This window comes from Limobrevibacterium gyesilva, from assembly GCF_025989185.1.
Lineage (GTDB): Bacteria > Pseudomonadota > Alphaproteobacteria > Acetobacterales > Acetobacteraceae > Limobrevibacterium > Limobrevibacterium gyesilva.
In genome coordinates, this window is record NZ_JAPDNT010000024.1 from 1 (window position 1) to 18311 (window position 18311).

Sequence of the window (18311 nt, forward strand, 5' to 3'; positions counted from 1 at the left end):
CGGCCGGATCGCCGGCGAAGGCGCGGCTGCCCAGGCGCACGTCGCCGCAGCGCAGCCCCTGCCCCGCCACTTCCTGCACGCCCTCGGCCGCCGCAACCGGCCCTGCCGCCGCAACCAACGAGCGCGCCAGCGGATGCCGGCTGGCGGCCGCAAGCGCCGCCGCCGCGTGCAGGGCGGCGCGGTCGAGCCCCGGCGTCTCCACCAGGGCCAGCACCGGCTCGGTCAGCGTGCCGGTCTTGTCGAACACCACCGTGTCGGCCTCGGCCAGCCGTTCCAGTGCGGTCGGGGATTTCAGCAGGATGCCGCGCTGGAACAGCCGCCCGGTGGCGATCACCTGCACCGCCGGCACCGCCAGCGCCAGCGCGCAGGGGCAGGTGATGATCAGCACCGCGCATGCGGTCAGCAGCGCGGTCCCGAACGGTGCGCCCTGCACGTACCACCACCACAGGAAGGTCAGAGCCGCGGCGGCATGCACCGTTGGCGCGTAGCGGCGTGCCACGCGGTCGGCCAGCACCACGAAGCGGCCGCGCCGCGCCTCCGCCGCCTCGATGAGGCGCGCGCATTCGGCCAGAAGTGTCGCGCTGCCGGTGGCGGTGGCGCGCACCGTGATCGGCTCGCCCAGGTTCAGCGTGCCGGCGAACACCTGTGTGCCCGGCCCCGCCTGCACCGGCAGGCTCTCGCCGGTGACCAGGCTGGTGTCGAGCGGCGCCGCGCCGCGCTCCACCACGCCGTCCACGCCGATGCGCTCGCCCGCGGCCACCAGGATGCAGGCACCGGGGGCCACGTTTTCCTGCGGGCTGCGGCGGGTGGTGCCATCGGGCTGGATCACCGCCACCTCGGTGGCGCGCAGGGTCAACAGTTGTTCCGCGGTGGCGCGGGCGCGGCCCCGTGCACGATGGTCGAGCACGCGGCCGATCAGCAGGAAGAACAGCAGCGAGACAGCCGAATCGAAATAGGCATGCTCGCCGCCGCGCATCGTCTCGGCCAGGCTCATCGCCGTCACCAGGATCACGCCGATGCTGACCGGCACGTCCATGTTGGTGCGGCGCTGGCGCAGGGCGGCAAAGGCGGAGCGGAAGAACGGCATGCCGGCATAGGCAATGGCGGGCATGGCCACCAGGGCGGAGACCCAGTGCAGCAGTTCGCGCGTCGCCGGCCCCATGCCCTGCGCCAGCCCGGCCCATACCGCCACCGAGGACAGCATCACGTTCGCCGCGGCGAAGCCCGCCACCGCGAGCGCGCGCAGCAGCGCCTGCCCCGTCCGATCGGCGGCGGCGGCGAGGCAGGCGGCATCGAACGGAACCAGCCGATAGCCCAGCCGCTCCACCGCCGCCACGAACCGGTCGGCTTCGGCCGCGCCGCCTTCCCAGACCAGCCGCAGCCGGCGCGTGGTCATGTTCACGCGGCCCTGCAGCAACGCCGGATCCTGCGCCAGCGCAGATTCGATCAGCCACACGCAGGCGCCGCATTGCAGCCCGTCGACCGCCAGAGTCAGCGTGTTCCGGGCCTTGGCATCAGTGGTGACGTAGCGCGACAGGTCCCAGCGATCGGCCCCTTCCGGCCGCGGCGCGCGGGCGGCGGGGTCCAGCACGCGCCGCGCATAATAGCTGCCGAGGCCCAGGCCCTGGATGGTCTCGAACGCCGCGGCGCAACCCGGGCAGCAGAAGCGCCGCCCGGCCGGCGCCGGCAGGCCGCAATGAGCGCAGACAGTGTCGGCGGCCGCCGTTGCGATACCGGCGGCGCCGAGGACCGCGCCGCTCACCGCAGGCTCACCGCACCACGACCCGGTGCGTGCTGCGCAACGTCTGCTGGCCGGATGCGGCGGCGATCAGCAGGTCCCACTGCCCCGGTTCCGCCAGCGGCGCCTCGGCGACGTAGCGGCCGGGGGCGGTGGCGCGGAACACGACGTGGCTGGTTGTCTCCGCGCCCAGCGGGCGCCGTGCCGTGGCGCTCAGGCGCGCACCCTCAAGCGGCTGTCCTTCGCGCCCGGTCAGCAGCACGACGGGCCGCCCCGCCTCCACCGACACCGCCAGCGACCAGCCGAGCGCCGCCTGGCGTTGCGATGCCGCAAGCACCTTGTCATAGGCGTTGCTGCGATCGAACACGTCGTCGGCCGCCAGCCCGGGGAAACCATGCACCGCGGAATACGCCATGCCGAGGTTCACCAGGATCACGACCCCCATCGCGCCCGCCACGACCCACGGAAAGAACCGCCACGGCGATGCCGGCGCGCTGCGGAACGGGGTTGATCGGATGGTGGGCATCGCCTGCTCTCCCTTGCTGTCGGTCAGCGCCCGGCACGCCCGCCGGGGCCCATGAACACCGAGCGATAGGACGTCTGCTCGCCGGTGGCGGCGTTGCGCAGCGTGAAGGTGATGTCCTGCGACCCGTCCACCAGCCGCGCCGGCTGGCCGAACACCAGAACGCGGAACGTGCCGACACTGTCAGCCTCGGCGGTCAGCGTCAGGATGGGCATGCGGGCGTCGTTCTCCTCGGCCACCGCCATGCCGGCCGCTTCCAGCCCCTGCAGCGACAATGCGAAATCCGCCGCCTCGTGCGTCTTGTTGACGATCTTCACGGTGTAGCCGTTGCGCAAGGCGCCATCGCGCACCTTCACGAACAGCGGCGCGCGATCGTGCTGCACGGACAGTTCGATATGCGCGCGGGTCGCCAGCGCCACGCCCATGACCGTTCCCGCCAGGAGCAGCGCCGCGACATAGATCACCGTGCGCGCACGCAGCAGCCGGATCGGCTCGCGCCGGCCCTCGGCCCGCGCCTTCTGCCGCGCCAGCGTGTCCCAGGTGATCAGCCATTTCGGCTGGCCCGTCCTGACCATGATCTCGTTGCAGGCATCGACGCACAGGCCGCAATTGATGCATTCGAGCTGCACGCCGTCGCGGATGTCGATGCCGGTGGGACACACGTTCACACAAGCCCTGCAGTCCACGCAGTCGCCGAGCTTCTTCTCCGCCGCCGCGTCGCGCTTGCCGTGCCCGCGCGGCTCGCCGCGCCAGCCCTGATAGGTCACGATGAAGCTCTGCTCGTCCAGCATCGCCGCCTGGAAGCGCGGCCACGGGCACATATACGTGCACACCTGCTCGCGCGCCCAGCCGGCGAGCACATAGGTGGTGGCGGTGAACAGGAAGGCGAAGCCGTACACGGCCGATGACGCCTGCCCGGTCCAGAACGCGCGAGTCACCGTCGGCGCGTCGGCGTAGTACATGATCCAGGCGCCGCCGGTCCAGAACGCGACGCCGAGCCAGACCGCGTGCTTGGCCACCTTGCGCCAGGCCTTGTCGAAGCTCGCGGGGCCCTGGTCGCGGCGCATGCGCGCATTGCGGTCGCCCTCGATGCGCTGCTCCACCCACATGAACAGGTCGGTCCACACCGTCTGCGGGCAGGCGTAGCCGCACCAGACGCGGCCCGCGAGGCTGGTGACCAGGAACAGGCTGACCGCACCGAGGATCAGCGCGCCGGTGAGGTAATAGATATCCTGCGGCCAGAACTCGAGATTGAAGAAATAGAACCGCTCGTTCTGCAGGTCCAGCAGCACCGCCTGGCTCGCCCGGCCCGGGCCGCGATCCCAGCGGATCCAGGGCAGCGCGTAATAGACGGCCAGGCAGATGACCAGGACCGCCCACTTGAACGTCCGCGCCGGCCCGTGCACCGCGCGCGGATAGACCCGCACACGGTCGGCGTAGAGAGGCGCCTCGCTCATCTTCTCTTCCCCGGCTGACGGCTTGCGCGGCTTGGCCAGGCGGCTCATGAGGTCATCCTCCGGCCTACTCGCCGCCGCCCAGCGAATGCACGTAGAGCGCCAGACTCTTGATGGTCGCTTCGTCCAGCCGCTGGTTCCAGTTCGGCATCACGCCCTGGCGCGGATTGGCGATCTGCGCGCGCACCGTCTCGCGGCTATCGCCATACAGGTGCACCGCACCCTTCAGCGCCGGCGCCCCAACGTCCCGCTTGCCCTCGCCGTTGTCGCCGTGACAGGCGGCGCAGTTCTCGCCGTAGATCGCACGGCCCTTCGCCATGTCCGCGCCGGCCGTGCCCTTGCCGTACAGCGTCATCACGTAATCGGCCACCTGCGCGATCTCCTCGGGCTTGAGGATGCCGTCGGCGCCGAAGCGCGGCATCTGGCTCACGCGTGCGTCCGGATGTCCGCTGCGAATGCCATAGGTGATGGTCTGCTGGAGGTCGGCGAGCTTCCCGCCCCAGATCCAGGCGTCGCCGGCCAGCGCGGGATAGCCCGGCCGGCCTTCGCCGCTCGGCCCGTGGCAGGGCTGGCAGTTGTTGGCAAACGCGATCCGGCCCGCCGTGGTGGCCACCGCCATCAGCTGCGGGTCCTGCCGCACCTCGGCGATCGGCGTCGCCGTCAGCTTGTCCATGGTGACGGCGCGCTGCGCGGCCAGCGCCTTCACGTCGTTCGTGACCTGCACGCGCGTCGAGGCGCCGAGCACGCCAGGGAAGTAGCCGCTGATCCCCGGCACCGACGGATACAGCACGCACCACACAACGGCCCAGACGCAGGTGGCATACAACGTGTACAGCCACCATTTCGGCAGCGGCGTGTTCAGCTCCTTCAGTCCGTCCCACTCGTGGCCGGTGGTGTCCTGACCGGAAATGGAGTCCTTTTCGATCTTGGTCGGCACAGGGAGTGCTCCTTATCGGTCGTCTTCGAGGGGGATCCTGGCATCACGCTCGAAGCGCATGCGGCGCCCGGGCAGATACAGCGAGATCAGCATCAGCACGAAGACCGTGAGCATGACCACGACCGAATGGTGCCGCAGCCACAGCAGGATCTCGAGGAAGTCGTGCATCCCGCCCGCCTATTGCTGCAGTTGTTCGGTGCTGGTGTCGGCGAAGTCGACCATCGTGCCGAGCACCTGCAGATAGGCCACCAGCGCGTCGAGCTCCGTCGGCGCGCGCCCGTTGCCGGCGACCGTCACCGCCTTGGGGTAGCGCTTCAGCAACGCCTCGTTGTCCGCCGCGGGATCGGCCTGGGCTTCCAGGTCCTTCCGGGCGTTGGCGATCTGCTCGTCGGTATAGGGAACGCCCACGCCGCGGTTCTTGCGCAGATGCTCTTCGATGATGTCGTAGTTCAGCGGCGTCTGCGCGAGGAACGCGTATTTCGGCATCAGGCTCTCCGGCACCAGCGCCTGCGGGTTGATCAGGTGGGCGTAGTGCCAGTCGTTCGAATACTTGCCGCCGACGCGCGCCAGGTCGGGGCCGATGCGCTTGCTACCCCACTGGAACGGATGGTCATACATGCTCTCGGCGGCCAGGCTGTAGTGGCCGTAGCGCTCCACCTCGTCCTTCAGCGCGCGGATCTGCTGGCTGTGGCAGAGATAGCAGCCCTCGCGCACATAGATGTTGCGGCCCATCAACTCCAGCGGCGCATACGGGCGCACGCCCTTCACGTGCTCCACCGTGGTCTCGATGGTGAACAGGGGCACGATCTCGATGATGCCGCCGATCGCGATCGTGATCGCGGTCAGCACCAGCATCAGCACCGCGTTCTTCTCGATTGTCTCGTGGCGAATGAACACGGTCCTATTCTCCCGCCAGGGCGGCGCCGGCCGGCAGGGCCGCGTCACGCCGTTCGGTTACCGAAACCTCGGTAGTCGGGCTGTAGACCGTCATGATCAGGTTGTAGACCATGATCAGGGCGCCGATCAGGAACAGCACGCCACCGAGCATGCGGATCACGAAATACGGATGCACGGCGTTGACCGCCTCCGCGAAGGAATACTGCAGGAACCCGAACTGGTCGTAGGCGCGCCACATCAGGCCTTCCATGATGCCGGCGACCCACATCGAGGTGATGTAGAAGACGATCCCCAGCGTTGCGATCCAGAAATGCCAGGAGACCAGCCTGGTCGAATAAAGGCGGGCGCGGTTCCACAGCAGCGGCACCAGGTAGTAGGTGGCGCCGAAGCTGATGAAGGCCACCCAGCCCAGCGCGCCGGAATGCACGTGGCCGATCACCCAGTCGGTGTAATGGGCGAGCGCGTTCACCTCGCGGATCGACATCATCGGCCCCTCGAAGGTGGACATGCCGTAGAAGCCGACGGCGGCGACGGAGAAGCGCAGCGCCGGATCGGTGCGCAGCTTGTCCCACGCGCCCGACAGCGTCATCAGCCCGTTGATCATGCCGCCCCAGCTCGGCATCCACAGCATCACCGAGAACACCGCGCCCAGGGTCTGCGTCCAGTCCGGCAGCGCCGTGTAGTGCAGGTGGTGCGGGCCGGCCCAGATATACATGAACGTCAGCGACCAGAAATGCACGATCGACAGCCGGTACGAATAGATCGGCCGCCCCGCCTGCTTCGGGATGAAGTAGTACATCATCCCCAGGAACGGCACCGTCAGGAAGAACCCGACGGCGTTATGGCCATACCACCACTGGATCAGGGCGTTCTGCACGCCGGCATAGGCGGAGTAGCTCTTGGCTGCGTAGATCGAGACCGGCAATGCAATGTTGTTGCCGATATGCAGCACGGCGATGGTCAGGATGAACGTCATGTAGAACCAGTTGGCCACATAAATATGCGGCTCCTCGCGCTTCAGCACGGTGCCGATATACGCGACCCCGTAGGCGACCCAGACCACCGTGAGGAACAGGTCGATATGCCATTCCGGCTCGGCGTATTCCTGTCCCTGGCTGTAGCCCATCACATAGCTGAGCGCGGCCATGACGATGAAGAACTGGTAGCCCCAGAACACGAAGTTCGCCAGCGCCTCGCCACCGAACAGCCGCGCCCGGCAGGTGCGTTGCACCACATAGAACGACTTGGCGAACAGCGCCGATCCGCCGAAGGCGAAGATGGCGGCCGAGGTGTGCACCGGCCGCAGCCGCCCGAAATTGAGGAAGGAGAGCCCGAAGTTGAGCGAGGGCCAGGACAGCTCCAGCGCGAGATACACGCCGACGAGGAACGCCACGACCGCCCAGAACACGCTGGCGATCAGGAACTTCCGCACGACGTCCATGTTGTAGACCTCGGCGCGGGCAGAGACATGCTCCGCCGCCGCGGCGCGGCCCAGCCCGATACCGGCGAGCGCGATGTCAGACATGGCGGCCGACCCGGACACGCGCGGCGTCCTTCCGGTCGAAATGGCGCCTGATCAGCCCCAGCTCGAACACCAACGCGAAGCCGGCCAGCGAGAGGCCGAAGATGTAGATCTCGTTGTCCAGCGCGCCGGAGGCCATCACCAGGCCGAGAAATCCCAGCACCAGCATGAGCAGCCCGACGACAACTTCGCTGACCTCTTCCATTCCATACCCCGCAGACCTGAGGGCACACCCGCGCGGCTGTGCCGTCGATTCGTTCATCCGGTGCGGAACCTGGGTGACGGCGAAGCCGCCGGCATTGATCTGCGTCAATGCCGCGCCGCGGCCCGCACAACAGACTGGCCGATCATGAGGGGGATGCGGCGTTCGTGAGCGAGCACCTGTCGATGCTGGCGGCGCTGTGCGGCCCGCTGCTCGCTTCGGGGCTGCCCTGGGGCCTGCCGTTCGGGCTGTTGCTGGCGGGGCTGGCTGGCAGCACCATGCATTGCGCCCCGATGTGCGGGCCGTTCGTGCTCGGCCAGGTTTCCGACCGTCTCGCGCGCGTGCCGGCGGCCCGCCTGTGCGAAATGTCGCGGCTCGGCGCCGCCCTGCTGCTGCCGTACCATGTCGGGCGCCTGACCACCTACACGCTGATCGGCGCCGCTTCCGCCGGGCTCGGCGGGTTGCCCTGGCTGGACCGGCTCGCCGGCCCTTTGCTGCTGTTCGGGGCGCTGCTGTTCCTGCTGCAGGCGGCGGGCCGGATCGCCCCGGCGCTGCGGCGCCTCGCCCCGGGCCTGGACCGCGCCCCGCCCCGCTGGGTGCACGCCATCGGCGCGCTGACGCAGCGCATCGACCGCACCCGCTGGACCGGCGGCCTCATGCTGGGCCTCGCTTTGGGGTTCCTGCCCTGCGGCTTCCTCTATGCGGCCATCGCCATCGCCGCATCGACCGGCAGCGCCGGCGCCGGCGCGCTGGCCATGCTGGCCTTCGGCCTCGGCACCGTGCCCAGTCTCGTCGTGGTCGGGCTGGCCGGGCGGGCGGCCGGGCATGCCTGGCAGCGGGCGGTGCTGGCGGCCGCGCCGGTGCTCATGTTCGCCAACGGGACGCTGCTGGCAGTCCTCGCCCTGCAGCGGCTCGGAACCTTCTAGCAGCGCCCGCCGCCTTGCCTTACCGTTCCTTCCAACACCCCACGCAATGGCGGTGACGAAAAAAGGGAGGAACGATCATGACCACACGCAGGGCCCTTCTCGGCTACGCTTCGGCCATGGCCGCGGCCGCACCGACGGCCGAAGCACTGGCGCAGGCCGTCGCCGCCAGCGGACAGATCACGCAGTCCGGCCTGGTCGGCACGCTGGAAGGCGCGACGCAGGCCACCGTCACGCCCGCCGCGTTCAAGGAGGCGCCGCAACTTGCCGAGCTGGTCAAGCAAGGCAAGCTGCCGCCCGTCGCCCAGCGCGTGCCGTCCGAGCCCCTGGTGATCAAGCCGCTGGAGCGGATCGGCCGCTACGGCGGCACCTGGCGGCGCGCCTTCATCGGCCCGTCGGACGGCGAGAACGGCAACCGCATCATGGCCTCCGACAAGCTGCTGTTCTGGGACTTCACGGGCAGCAAGATCGTGCCCAGCGTCGCCAAGGCCTACGAGCTCAGCAAGGACGGCAAGACCACGACGCTGTTCCTGCGCAAGGGCATGAAATGGGGCGACGGCTCGCCGTTCACCGCGGACGATTTCGTGTTCTGGTACGAGGACCTCTACCTTAACAAGGATGTCGTGCCGTCGCCGATCGCCGACATGGCGGCCGGCGGCAAACAGGGGCGGCTGGTGAAGATCGACGAGACCACGGTCCAGTTCCAGTTCGACAGCCCGTACTACCTGTTCCCCTCCATGCTGGCGGGCGACACGCTGATCGGCGGCGGGCAGGCGGTGCGCCAATCCTCCGGCAACACCTATGCGGCCTATGCGCCGGCGAAATACCTCAAGCAGTTCCTGCCGAAATACTCGTCCGAGGCCGAAGTGGCGCGCCGCGCCAAGGATGCCGGATTCGACTCCTGGGTGCGCATGCTGCACGTGATGAAGGACTGGCAGCTGAACCCCGAGCTGCCCACCCTGGGCCCGTGGAAGACGGTGCGCCCGATCAACACGCCCACCTGGGCGATGGAGCGCAACCCTTATTATTACGCTGTGGACACGGACGGCAACCAGCTGCCCTATTTCGACAGCATCGTCATGACGCTGGCCGAGAATATCGAGGTGGTGAACCTGCGCGCCATGGCCGGCGAATACGACCTGCAGGAACGCCATATCGATCTCGCCAAGCTGCCGGTGATCCTGGAGAACAGGAGCCGCGGCAAATACGATGTCCATCTGGACCTCGCCTATAACGGCGCCGACACCGCGCTGCACATCAACATGGGCTACAAGGCCGATGCGGAGGTGGGCAAATGGCTGCGCACCGCCGACTTCCGGCGTGCACTGGCGCTGGGCATCGATCGCGACCAGATGAACGAAACCTTCTGGCTGGGGCTGGCGACCCCCGGCTCGACCGCGCCGGCGGAGGTGATGCCGGAAAGCCCGGGCCCGGAGTGGCGCAAGAAATGGTCGGTGCACGACCCTGCCGCTGCCAACAGGATGCTGGACGCCCTGGGCCTGACCAAAAAGGACAGCGCCGGCTACCGCCTGCGCACCGACAACGGCCAGCGCCTGGTGATCCAGCTGCTGGCGGTCAAGGCGTTCATGGACTGGCCGATGCACGCCGAAATGATCGCCCAGCACTGGCGCCAGATCGGCATCTACGCCGACGTGAAAGAGGCCGAGCGCGGTCTCGCCTTCCAGCGCATCGCCGCCAGCGACCACCACATCCTGGTCTGGACGAATGGCGGCACCGAGCTGCTCTACCTGTATCCGTCCTGGGCGCTGCCGGTCGACATCTCCAACGGCGCGTATGGCATGGACCATGCGCGCTGGTACGCCTCGAATGGCCAGCAGGGCACCAGGCCGGAGGATCCGCACATGTTGCGGGCGCTGGAGCTGCTGCGCGCCGCGGCCGGCCAGCAGGAGGAGGAGCGCAACAAGACCGCGCAGGAGATCTGGAGGATCATGGTCGACCAGCAGTTCCATATCGGCACCTGCGGCCAGTCGCCGGCGCTGATGGGGGTGCGGCTGGCCAGCCAGCGCCTGGGCAACATCCCCGGCCGCACCTGCATCGCGCAGCACTGCCGCACGCCCGGCAGCTCGCATCCGGAGACCTGGTTCTACAAAGCGTAACGCGGACAGGGAACGCGTGGCGGCGGGGATGGCACTGCCGCCACGGTTCGCCTAATGTTAGCGCAAGCATACGAAGACGTGGGGGGAACGAAATGACGACGCGCAGGCGCTTGCTGGGATATGGTGCGGCCATGGCGGCCGTAGGTGCGCCGACGGCGCAGGCATTGGCGCAGGCCGTCAGCGGCCAGTTCGCGCAATCCGGGCTGGTTGGCGCCCTGCAAGGACCGACCCAGGCCAACACGGTGCCTGCCAGCTTCAAGGAAGCGCCGCAACTGGCTGAGCTGGTCAAGCAGGGCAAGCTGCCGCCCGTCGCCCAGCGCATCCCCGCCGAGCCGATGGTGCTGAAGCCGCTGGAAAGCGCGGGCCGCTACGGCGGCACCTGGCGGCGCGCCTTCATCGGCCCGTCGGACGGCGAGAACGGCAACCGCATCAACGCCTCCGACAAGCTGCTGTTCTGGGACTACAACGGCAACAAGATCGTCCCCAGCGTCGCCAAGGGCTGGGAGATGAGCAAGGACGGCAAGACCACCACGCTGTTCCTGCGCAAGGGCATGAAATGGGCCGACGGCGCCCCCTTCACCGCCGACGACTTCGTGTTCTGGTTCGAGGATCTCTACAGCAACAAGGACATCGTCCCCACGCCGATCTCGGACATGACTCCGGACGGCAAGCCCGGCCGGGTGGTGAAGATCGACGAGACCACCGTCCAGTTCCAGTTCGACACGCCGTTCTACCTGTTCATCGACCTGCTCGCCGGCGACACGCTGATCGGCGGCGGCCAGTCGGTGCGCCAGGCCACCAGCTTCACCTATGGCGCCTATTCGCCGGCCCATTACCTCAAGCAGTTCCTGCCGAAATACTCCTCGGAAGCCGAGGTCACGAAGCGCGCCAAGGAAGCCGGCTTCGATACCTGGGTGCGCGCGCTGCACGTGAAGAAGGACTGGCAGCTCAACCCCGCGCTGCCGACCATCGGGCCCTGGAGGACGGTGCGCCCGATCAACACGCCGACCTGGGCAATGGAGCGCAACCCGTACTACTGGGCAGTCGACACCGACGGCAACCAGCTGCCGTATATCGACAACATCGTGATGACCCTGGCCGAGGACCTGGAGGTGGTGAACCTGCGCGCCATGGCCGGCGAATTCGACGAGCAGGAGCGGCATATCAGCCTGGCCAAGCTGCCGGTGATCCTGGAGAACCGGGAGCGCGGCAAGTACGACGTGCATCTCGACCTCGCCTTCAACGGCGCGGACACGGTGTTCCTGTTCAACATGAGCTACAAGGGCGATCCCGAGATCGCCAAATGGATCCAGACCACCGATTTCCGCCGTGCGCTGTCGCTGTCGATCGACCGCGAGCAGATGAACGAGACGTTCTGGCTCGGCCTCGGCACGCCCGGCTCGATCGCGCCGAACGAGAGCCTGCCGCAGAGCCCGGGGCCGGAGTGGCGGACCAAGTGGTCCACCTACGACCCCGCCACTGCCAACAAGATGCTGGACGCGATCGGCCTGTCCAAGAAGGACCGTGACGGCTATCGCCTGCGCACCGACAACGGCCAGCGCCTGGTGATCCAGATCCAGGCCGTCAACGCTCTGCTGCCCTGGGTGCAGCACTCGGAAATGGTCAGCCAGTTCTGGCGCAAGGTCGGCATCTACGCCGACGTGAAGGAGATGGAGCGCAACCTCAACCTGCAGCGGATCATGGGCAACGACCACCACGTCGCGGCCTGGCAGAATGGCGGCAGCGAGCTGCTGTACCTGTTCCCGCGCCACACTTTGCCCGTCGATCCCACCGAGCCGTTCCTGGGGCCGGAGATCTGCAAGTGGTACGCCTCCGACGGCAAGCAGGGCACGCCGCCCGCTGACGCCAACCTGCTGCGCGCCCTGCAGCTGTTCCGCGGCGCCGCTGGCCAGCAGGAGGATGAGCGCAACAAGACCGCGCAGGAGATCTGGCGCATCCTGGTCGACAACCAGTACGGCATCGGCATCTGCGGCCAGTCGCCGGCGGCCCAGGGCGTGCGCATCGTCGGCCGGCGGCTTGGCAACATCCCCGGACGCGCCTGCATCGCGCAGCATTGCCGCACCCCCGGCAGCTCGCATCCGGAGACGTGGTTCTATAAGGCATGATTGCCTTCCTGCTCCGCCGGTTGGCGCTGGGGGTCATGACGATATGGCTGATATCGGTCCTGTCGTTCGTGATCATCCAGTTGCCGCCCGGTGACTTCGTCGATGCCTACATCGCGCAGCTGGCCTCGTCCGGCAGCAGCGTCTCGGCCGAGGAAGCCCAGGCGATGCGGCTGCAATACGGGCTGGGCCAGCCCTTCTACGTGCAGTACGGCAAGTGGATCAGCCGTGTCGTGGTGGGCGATTTCGGCGAATCGATGGAATGGCGGCGGCCGGTCACCCAGGTGATCGGCGACCGCCTGTGGCTGACCCTGCTGCTGTCGCTGGGCGCGCTGATCGTCACCTGGACCCTCGCCTTGCCCATCGGCATCTACTCGGCGGTGCGGCAATACTCCGTGGCCGACTACATCTTCACCCTGGTCGGCTTCATCGGCATCGCCGTGCCGAACTTCCTGATGGCGCTGATCATCATGTATTTCGCCTTCAAGTTCTTCGGCGCCAGCGTCGGCGGCCTGTTCTCTGCCGAGTTCGCCATGGCGCCGTGGAGCTGGGCAAAGGCCTGGGACCTCGCCAAGCACCTGCCGCTGCCGGCGGTGATCCTGGCCCTTGGCGGCACCGCCCAGCTCATCCGCATCATGCGCGCCAACCTGCTGGACGAATTGCGCCGGCCCTATGTGGTGACGGCCCGGGCAAAGGGCCTGTCGGAGACGCGGGTGATCCTGAAATACCCGGTCCGCGCGGCGCTCAACCCGTTCGCCAGCAACATCGCCTATCTGTTCCCGTATCTGGTGTCCGGCAGCATCATCATTTCCATCGTGCTCGGCCTGCCGACGGTCGGCCCGCTGCTGGTGAAGTCGCTGGTCGCCCAGGACATGTTCCTAGCCGGCACCATCGTGCTGCTGCTGGGCGTGCTCACTGTCGTCGGCACCTTCATCTCCGACCTGGTGCTGATGTGGGTCGACCCCCGCCTGCGCCATCAGATGGATTGACCATGTTCGGTTTCATCACCGGGCGTCGCGCCCCCCAACTCAGCAAGGCCGAGCGCTTCGCGGTCGCCACCCAGCTGCAGCTCACCTGGTGGCGCTTCCGGCGGCACAAGCTCGCCATGATCAGCGGCGTGGTCGTGCTGCTGTTCTACGGGCTGGCGATCGCGGCCGACTTCCTGGCCACCACCGATCCGCACGCGACCGACGCCCGCACCAGCTACATCGCGCCGCAGCCGATCCATTTCTTCGACGAAGACGGCGCCTTCCGGCCCTACGTCAACGGGCTGAAGGGCGTGCGCGACCCCAAGACGTTCAAGCTGATCTACACCATTGATCCCAACCGGCGCACCTACCTGCAATTCTTCGCGCCGGGCTATCGCTACTCCTTCCTCGGGATCGAGACGGATATCCATCTGATCGGCCTGAAAAACCCGCAGCGGGGCGATGGCATCTACATCCTCGGCACCGACCTGCTCGGGCGCGACCTGTGGTCGCGGCTGATGGTGGCCACCCGGGTGTCGCTCACCATCGGCCTGATCGGCGTCTCCATCAGCCTGTTCCTCGGCGTGCTGCTCGGCGGCGTCTCCGCCATCTATGGCGGCGTGGTCGACACGGTGATCCAGCGCGTGATCGAGGTGGTCCGCTCCATGCCGACGATCCCGCTCTGGCTGGGGCTGGCGGCGGCGCTGCCGAATTCATGGAGCGTCATGCAGATCTACTTCGCCATCACCATCATCATCTCGCTTCTGGCCTGGACCGACCTCGCCCGCGTGGTGCGCGGCAAGTTCCTGTCCCTGCGCGAGGAGGACTTCGTGATGGCCGCCGAACTGGCGGGTGCATCGCAAGGCAGGATCATCTTCCGCCACATGCTGCCCAGCTTCGCCAGCCACATCATCGCCGCCGTCAGCCTTGCCTTGCCGGCGATGATCATCAGCGAGACCTCGCTGAGCTTCCTCGGCCTCGGCCTGCGGCCGCCGGCCATCAGCTGGGGCATCCTGCTGCAGGACGCGCAGTCGATCCAGACGCTGGCCCTGGCACCCTGGCTGCTGGCCTCCGCCGTGCCGGTGATTCTGGTGATCCTGGCCTTCAACTTCCTCGGTGACGGTTTGCGCGACGCGGCGGATCCCTATGGCTGAGCCGATCCTTTCGGTCCGCAACCTGCAGACCCAGTTCGCCGCCCAGGAAGGCGTCGTGCACGCCGTGGATGGCGTCGATTTCGACGTGTTCGAGGGCCGCACCCTCGGCGTGGTCGGCGAGAGCGGCTGCGGCAAGAGCGTCACCGCACGCAGCATCCTCGGCATCGTCGAGTCTCCCGGCCGCGTGGTCGGCGGGCAGATCCTGCTGCGCCCGGCCAAGGGGGGCGCGCCGATCGACCTGCTGACCCTGTCGCCCAAGGCGATGCGCGACATCCGCGGCCCTGAGATCGCGCTGGTGTTCCAGGAGCCGATGGCCTCGTTCAGCCAGTACTACACGATCGGCAACCAGATCACCGAGGCGATCCGCCTGCACATGGGCATGGACGCCAATGCCGCCCGTGCGCGCGCCATCGACCTGCTGGACATGGTCGGCGTGCCGCAGCCCTCGCGCCGGGTGGACGAATACCCGTTCCAGCTCTCCGGCGGCCTGCGCCAGCGCGTCATGATCGCCATGGCGCTGGCCTGCGACCCGCGCGTGCTGATCGCCGACGAGCCCACCACCGCGCTCGACGTCACCACCCAGGCGCAGATCCTGGACCTGCTGCGCGAGCTGCAGCAGAAGCGCGGGCTGGCCATCATCCTGATCACCCACGACATGGGCGTGATCGCGGAAATGGCCCATGACGTCGCGGTGATGTATCTCGGCCGCGCCGTGGAAACCGGGCCGGTCGGGGAGATTTTCTCGAGCCCGAAGCATCCCTACACCCGCGCCCTGCTGCGCTCGATCCCCACCGTCCTGGCCAAGCCCCGCACCCGCCTGCCGACCATCGCCGGCTCCATCCCGCATCCGTTCAACCGCCCCACCGGCTGCCCCTACCACCCGCGCTGCAGCGAGATCATCACCGGCCTGTGCGAGACCGCCGAGCCGCCCGCGGTCGGCGAGGCCAGCCGCGAGGTGCGCTGCTTCCTGCACGGAGGCCGGCCATGACCACGCTGCTGGAGGTGCGCGGCCTGCGCAAATACTTCCCCATCCGCAAGGGGCTGCTGCGCCGGGTGGTCGGCCAGGTGCGCGCGGTGGACGGCGTCAGCTTCACCATCCGCAAGGGCGAGACGCTGGCCCTGGTCGGCGAGAGCGGCTGCGGCAAGACCACGGTCTCCCGCTGCATCCTGCGCGCGCTGGCGCCCAGCGCGGGCGCCATCAATTTCAGCATCGGCGGCCGCACGGTCGATCTCGCCGCGCTGAAGCGGCGGCAGTTGCGGCCGCTGCGCCGGCACATGCAGATGGTGTTCCAGGACCCCTACTCGTCCTTGAACCCGCGCATGGTGGTGGGCGACATCATCGGCGAGCCGCTGCTGATCAACGGCATGACCGACCGGGCCGAGCGCCGCAAGCGCGTCGCCGAGCTGATGGAGCTGGTGCAGCTTCCCGCCGCCTATCTCAACCGCTTCCCGCATGCCTTCAGCGGCGGCCAGCGCCAGCGCATCGGCATCGCCCGCGCCCTCGCCCTGAACCCCGAGCTGATCGTGGCCGACGAGCCGGTCTCCGCCCTCGACGTCTCCGTGCAGGCGCAGATCCTCAACCTGATGCTGGATCTGCAGGACCGGCTGCAGCTCACCTACCTGTTCGTGGCCCACGACCTCAGCGTGGTGAAGCATGTCAGCGACCGGGTGGCGGTGATGTATGTCGGCCGCATCGTCGAGCTGGCCGAGACCGAAGCCCTGTACAACCGCCCGCTGCACCCCTACACCGAGGCACTGCTGTCCGCCGCCCCCACGCCGGTGCCGGGTGTTGCCAGCAACCGCATCGTTCTGGAACGCGAGATCGCCGACCCCGCCAACCCGCCGCCCGGCTGCGCCTTCCACCCGCGCTGCCGCCACGCCCAGGACCGCTGCCGCCAGCAGACGCCGGAGCTGGAGGAAGTCGAGCCGGGCCGCTGGGTCAGCTGCCTGCGTGCCCGCGAGCTGTCGCTACAGGGGATCGCCGACCCCGCCTGACGTCGCGCGAACCTGACCTGAAGGAGGGAACCATGACCAGCGAACCGCTTGCGCCGGACGCCGTCTCGCCGGCCGGCATCATGCAGCTCGGCATGGCCTTCTGGGGCTCCAAGACGCTGCTCAGCGCCGTCGAGCTGGGCGTCTTCACCGCGTTGGCCACTGGCCCGAAGACGCTCCCCGAGCTGCAGGAAGGGCTCGGCCTGCACCCGCGCGCCGCCCGGGACTTCCTCGACGCGCTGGTGGCGCTGCGCATCCTGGACCGCCAGGACGGGCGCTATGCCAACACGCCCGAGGCGGACCGCTATCTGGACCGGGCCAAGCCGTCCTATGTCGGCGGCCTGCTGGAGATGGCCAACCGGCGGCTCTACGGGTTCTGGGGCAACCTCACGGAGGCGCTGCGCACCGGCCAGCCCCAGAACGAGAGCAAGGACGGCAGCAACCCGTTCACCGCCCTCTACGCCAGCCCCGAGCAGCTGCAGACCTTCCTGGGCGCCATGACGGGGGTCAGCCTGCCCATTGCGCAGGCGATTGCGGCCGCCTTTCCGTGGGGCGACGTGCGCTCTTTCGTCGATGTCGGCTGCGCCCAGGGCGGCTGCACCGCGACAATCGCGGCAGCGCACCCGCATCTGAGCGGAACCGGCTTCGACCTGCCCGCGGTGCAACCGGTGTTCGAGGCCTACATCGCCGGGCGCAACCTCGCCGGGCGCGTCCGCTTCCAGCCCGGCAATTTCTTTGCCGACCCGCTGCCCACGGCCGACGTCATCGTCATGGGGCATGTCCTCCACGACTGGGACCTTCCCACGAAGCAGGCGCTCATCGGCAAGGCTTATGCCGCCCTGCCATCAGGCGGCACCCTGCTGGTCTACGACGCGATCATCGACGACGCCCGGCGCGAGAACGCATTCGGCCTGCTGATGAGTCTGAACATGCTGATCGAGACGCCGGGCGGCTTCGACTACACCGGGGCCGACTGCATGGGCTGGATGCGCGCCGCCGGCTTCAGCGCCACCCGGGCGCAGGGCCTGCACGGATCGCACGCCATGATCATCGGGACGAAATGACGCCGCCCCGGCGTTTCGATTCATGCCGATGCCAATGTGATCCCTTTCCAGTTCGTTCCGATGGGCGGTTACGATACGTAGCTTGACCCGACAGGCTCAGTCGCGGCGAACATAGCGTGCTGACCTGTCGTGCCGCGTTCCGATCCCCGGCACGCACGGCACGACTCACCGATGCCGACCGGGACGACGGTTGCTCCGCGAGGGGCCGCGCGCGCTCCCGATCCATTGAAAGGGTGCTGACTTGTCTATCCAGGTTTCTTCCGACCTTGCCGTCGGAATGTTGCGGGAAATCATCGTATCGCTTGTCCGGCGCGACGGTCCCTCGCTCTCCGCCCACCAGCTGGGCGTCTACCTCACCTGCTACCTCCAGGATCGCGATCACACGGTACGCGGGCTCGCGGCCGAGCTCAACGTATCGAAGTCCGTGATCACCCGGGCCCTCGACAAGTTGACCGAGCTGGAACTGGCCCGCCGCCGCCCGGACCCCTCGGACCGCCGCAGCGTCCTGGTGGAGCGCACCGAAGCAGGCCTGCGCCTGCTCGATGAGCTGCGCGACATCACCATCGAGAACGCCAAGACCTGGGTCGAGGACGTCGCCGCCTGACTCCACCCCCGCCGACGCGCGGGGGTACTTTCCACACGACCCTGGCTGGCGCGGGCAGACGCTGTATGCTGCCGCGCGTGAAGCAGCGTCCGC

Annotated in this window: 17 protein-coding genes; 9 read left to right on the forward strand and 8 right to left on the reverse strand. The window is 68.2% G+C overall.

All coding sequences use genetic code 11. From position 1 onward, the window contains the following. The 8 genes from OL599_RS19560 to OL599_RS19595 all read right to left on the reverse strand — a co-directional run. The coding region (locus OL599_RS19560) for a heavy metal translocating P-type ATPase (protein WP_264715594.1) at positions 1-1762 on the reverse strand (1762 nt) is incomplete at its 3' end. 7 nt (positions 1763-1769) lie between these two features. After that, positions 1770-2264 carry a FixH family protein gene (locus OL599_RS19565; RefSeq protein WP_264715595.1) on the reverse strand — a complete coding sequence of 165 codons (495 nt, stop codon included), beginning with the start codon at positions 2262-2264 and terminating at the stop codon, positions 1770-1772. A gap of 23 nt (positions 2265-2287) precedes the next feature. After that, positions 2288-3766 carry a cytochrome c oxidase accessory protein CcoG gene (gene ccoG / locus OL599_RS19570; protein WP_264715596.1) on the reverse strand — a complete coding sequence of 493 codons (1479 nt, stop codon included), beginning with the start codon at positions 3764-3766 and terminating at the stop codon, positions 2288-2290. A 16-nt stretch (positions 3767-3782) separates the two neighbouring features. Continuing rightward, entirely contained in the window at positions 3783-4652 is an 870-nt protein-coding gene (gene ccoP / locus OL599_RS19575) for a cytochrome-c oxidase, cbb3-type subunit III (protein WP_264715597.1), read from the reverse strand. A gap of 12 nt (positions 4653-4664) precedes the next feature. Then, complete coding sequence (locus OL599_RS19580; protein WP_264715598.1) at positions 4665-4820, reverse strand: cbb3-type cytochrome c oxidase subunit 3; 156 nt, start codon at positions 4818-4820, stop codon at positions 4665-4667. 9 nt (positions 4821-4829) lie between these two features. Next, on the reverse strand, positions 4830-5549 hold the full coding sequence (gene ccoO / locus OL599_RS19585) for a cytochrome-c oxidase, cbb3-type subunit II (protein WP_264715599.1): 720 nt from the start codon (positions 5547-5549) through the stop codon (positions 4830-4832). A 4-nt stretch (positions 5550-5553) separates the two neighbouring features. Beyond that, positions 5554-7074 (reverse strand): cytochrome-c oxidase, cbb3-type subunit I, encoded by a 1521-nt coding sequence (gene ccoN / locus OL599_RS19590; protein ID WP_456306709.1) that lies wholly within the window; start codon positions 7072-7074, stop codon positions 5554-5556. Continuing rightward, complete coding sequence (locus tag OL599_RS19595) at positions 7067-7276, reverse strand: hypothetical protein (RefSeq protein WP_264715600.1); 210 nt, start codon at positions 7274-7276, stop codon at positions 7067-7069. Before OL599_RS19595 ends, ccoN begins: the two co-directional genes overlap by 8 nt. 164 nt (positions 7277-7440) lie before the next feature. On the opposite strand from OL599_RS19595, the gene OL599_RS19600 reads away from it, so the two are divergent. From OL599_RS19600 to OL599_RS19640, 9 genes are all read left to right on the forward strand, one after another. Beyond that, positions 7441-8199, forward strand: a complete 759-nt coding sequence (locus tag OL599_RS19600) for a sulfite exporter TauE/SafE family protein (RefSeq protein ID WP_264715601.1) — start codon at positions 7441-7443, stop codon at positions 8197-8199. A gap of 77 nt (positions 8200-8276) precedes the next feature. Then, positions 8277-10313 (forward strand): ABC transporter substrate-binding protein, encoded by a 2037-nt coding sequence (locus OL599_RS19605; RefSeq protein ID WP_264715603.1) that lies wholly within the window; start codon positions 8277-8279, stop codon positions 10311-10313. 131 nt (positions 10314-10444) lie between these two features. Continuing rightward, a complete protein-coding gene (locus OL599_RS19610) occupies positions 10445-12439 on the forward strand; it encodes an ABC transporter substrate-binding protein (RefSeq protein WP_264715604.1) in 1995 nt (664 codons plus the stop codon). Positions 12440-12474: 35 nt separating this feature from the next. After that, on the forward strand, positions 12475-13425 hold the full coding sequence (locus OL599_RS19615; RefSeq protein WP_264715605.1) for an ABC transporter permease: 951 nt from the start codon (positions 12475-12477) through the stop codon (positions 13423-13425). Between the two features lie 2 nt (positions 13426-13427). Further along, complete coding sequence (locus OL599_RS19620; RefSeq protein ID WP_264715606.1) at positions 13428-14558, forward strand: ABC transporter permease; 1131 nt, start codon at positions 13428-13430, stop codon at positions 14556-14558. Then, positions 14551-15546, forward strand: a complete 996-nt coding sequence (locus OL599_RS19625; protein WP_264715607.1) for an ABC transporter ATP-binding protein — start codon at positions 14551-14553, stop codon at positions 15544-15546. Before OL599_RS19620 ends, OL599_RS19625 begins: the two co-directional genes overlap by 8 nt. Next, positions 15543-16553: an ABC transporter ATP-binding protein gene (locus OL599_RS19630; RefSeq protein WP_264715608.1), complete on the forward strand. Its 1011-nt coding sequence runs from the start codon at positions 15543-15545 to the stop codon at positions 16551-16553. Before OL599_RS19625 ends, OL599_RS19630 begins: the two co-directional genes overlap by 4 nt. Before the next feature lie 32 nt (positions 16554-16585). Further along, a complete protein-coding gene (locus OL599_RS19635) occupies positions 16586-17614 on the forward strand; it encodes an acetylserotonin O-methyltransferase (protein ID WP_264715609.1) in 1029 nt (342 codons plus the stop codon). A gap of 241 nt (positions 17615-17855) precedes the next feature. After that, a complete protein-coding gene (locus tag OL599_RS19640; protein WP_264715610.1) occupies positions 17856-18218 on the forward strand; it encodes a MarR family transcriptional regulator in 363 nt (120 codons plus the stop codon). The last annotated feature ends 93 nt before the right edge of the window (positions 18219-18311 follow it).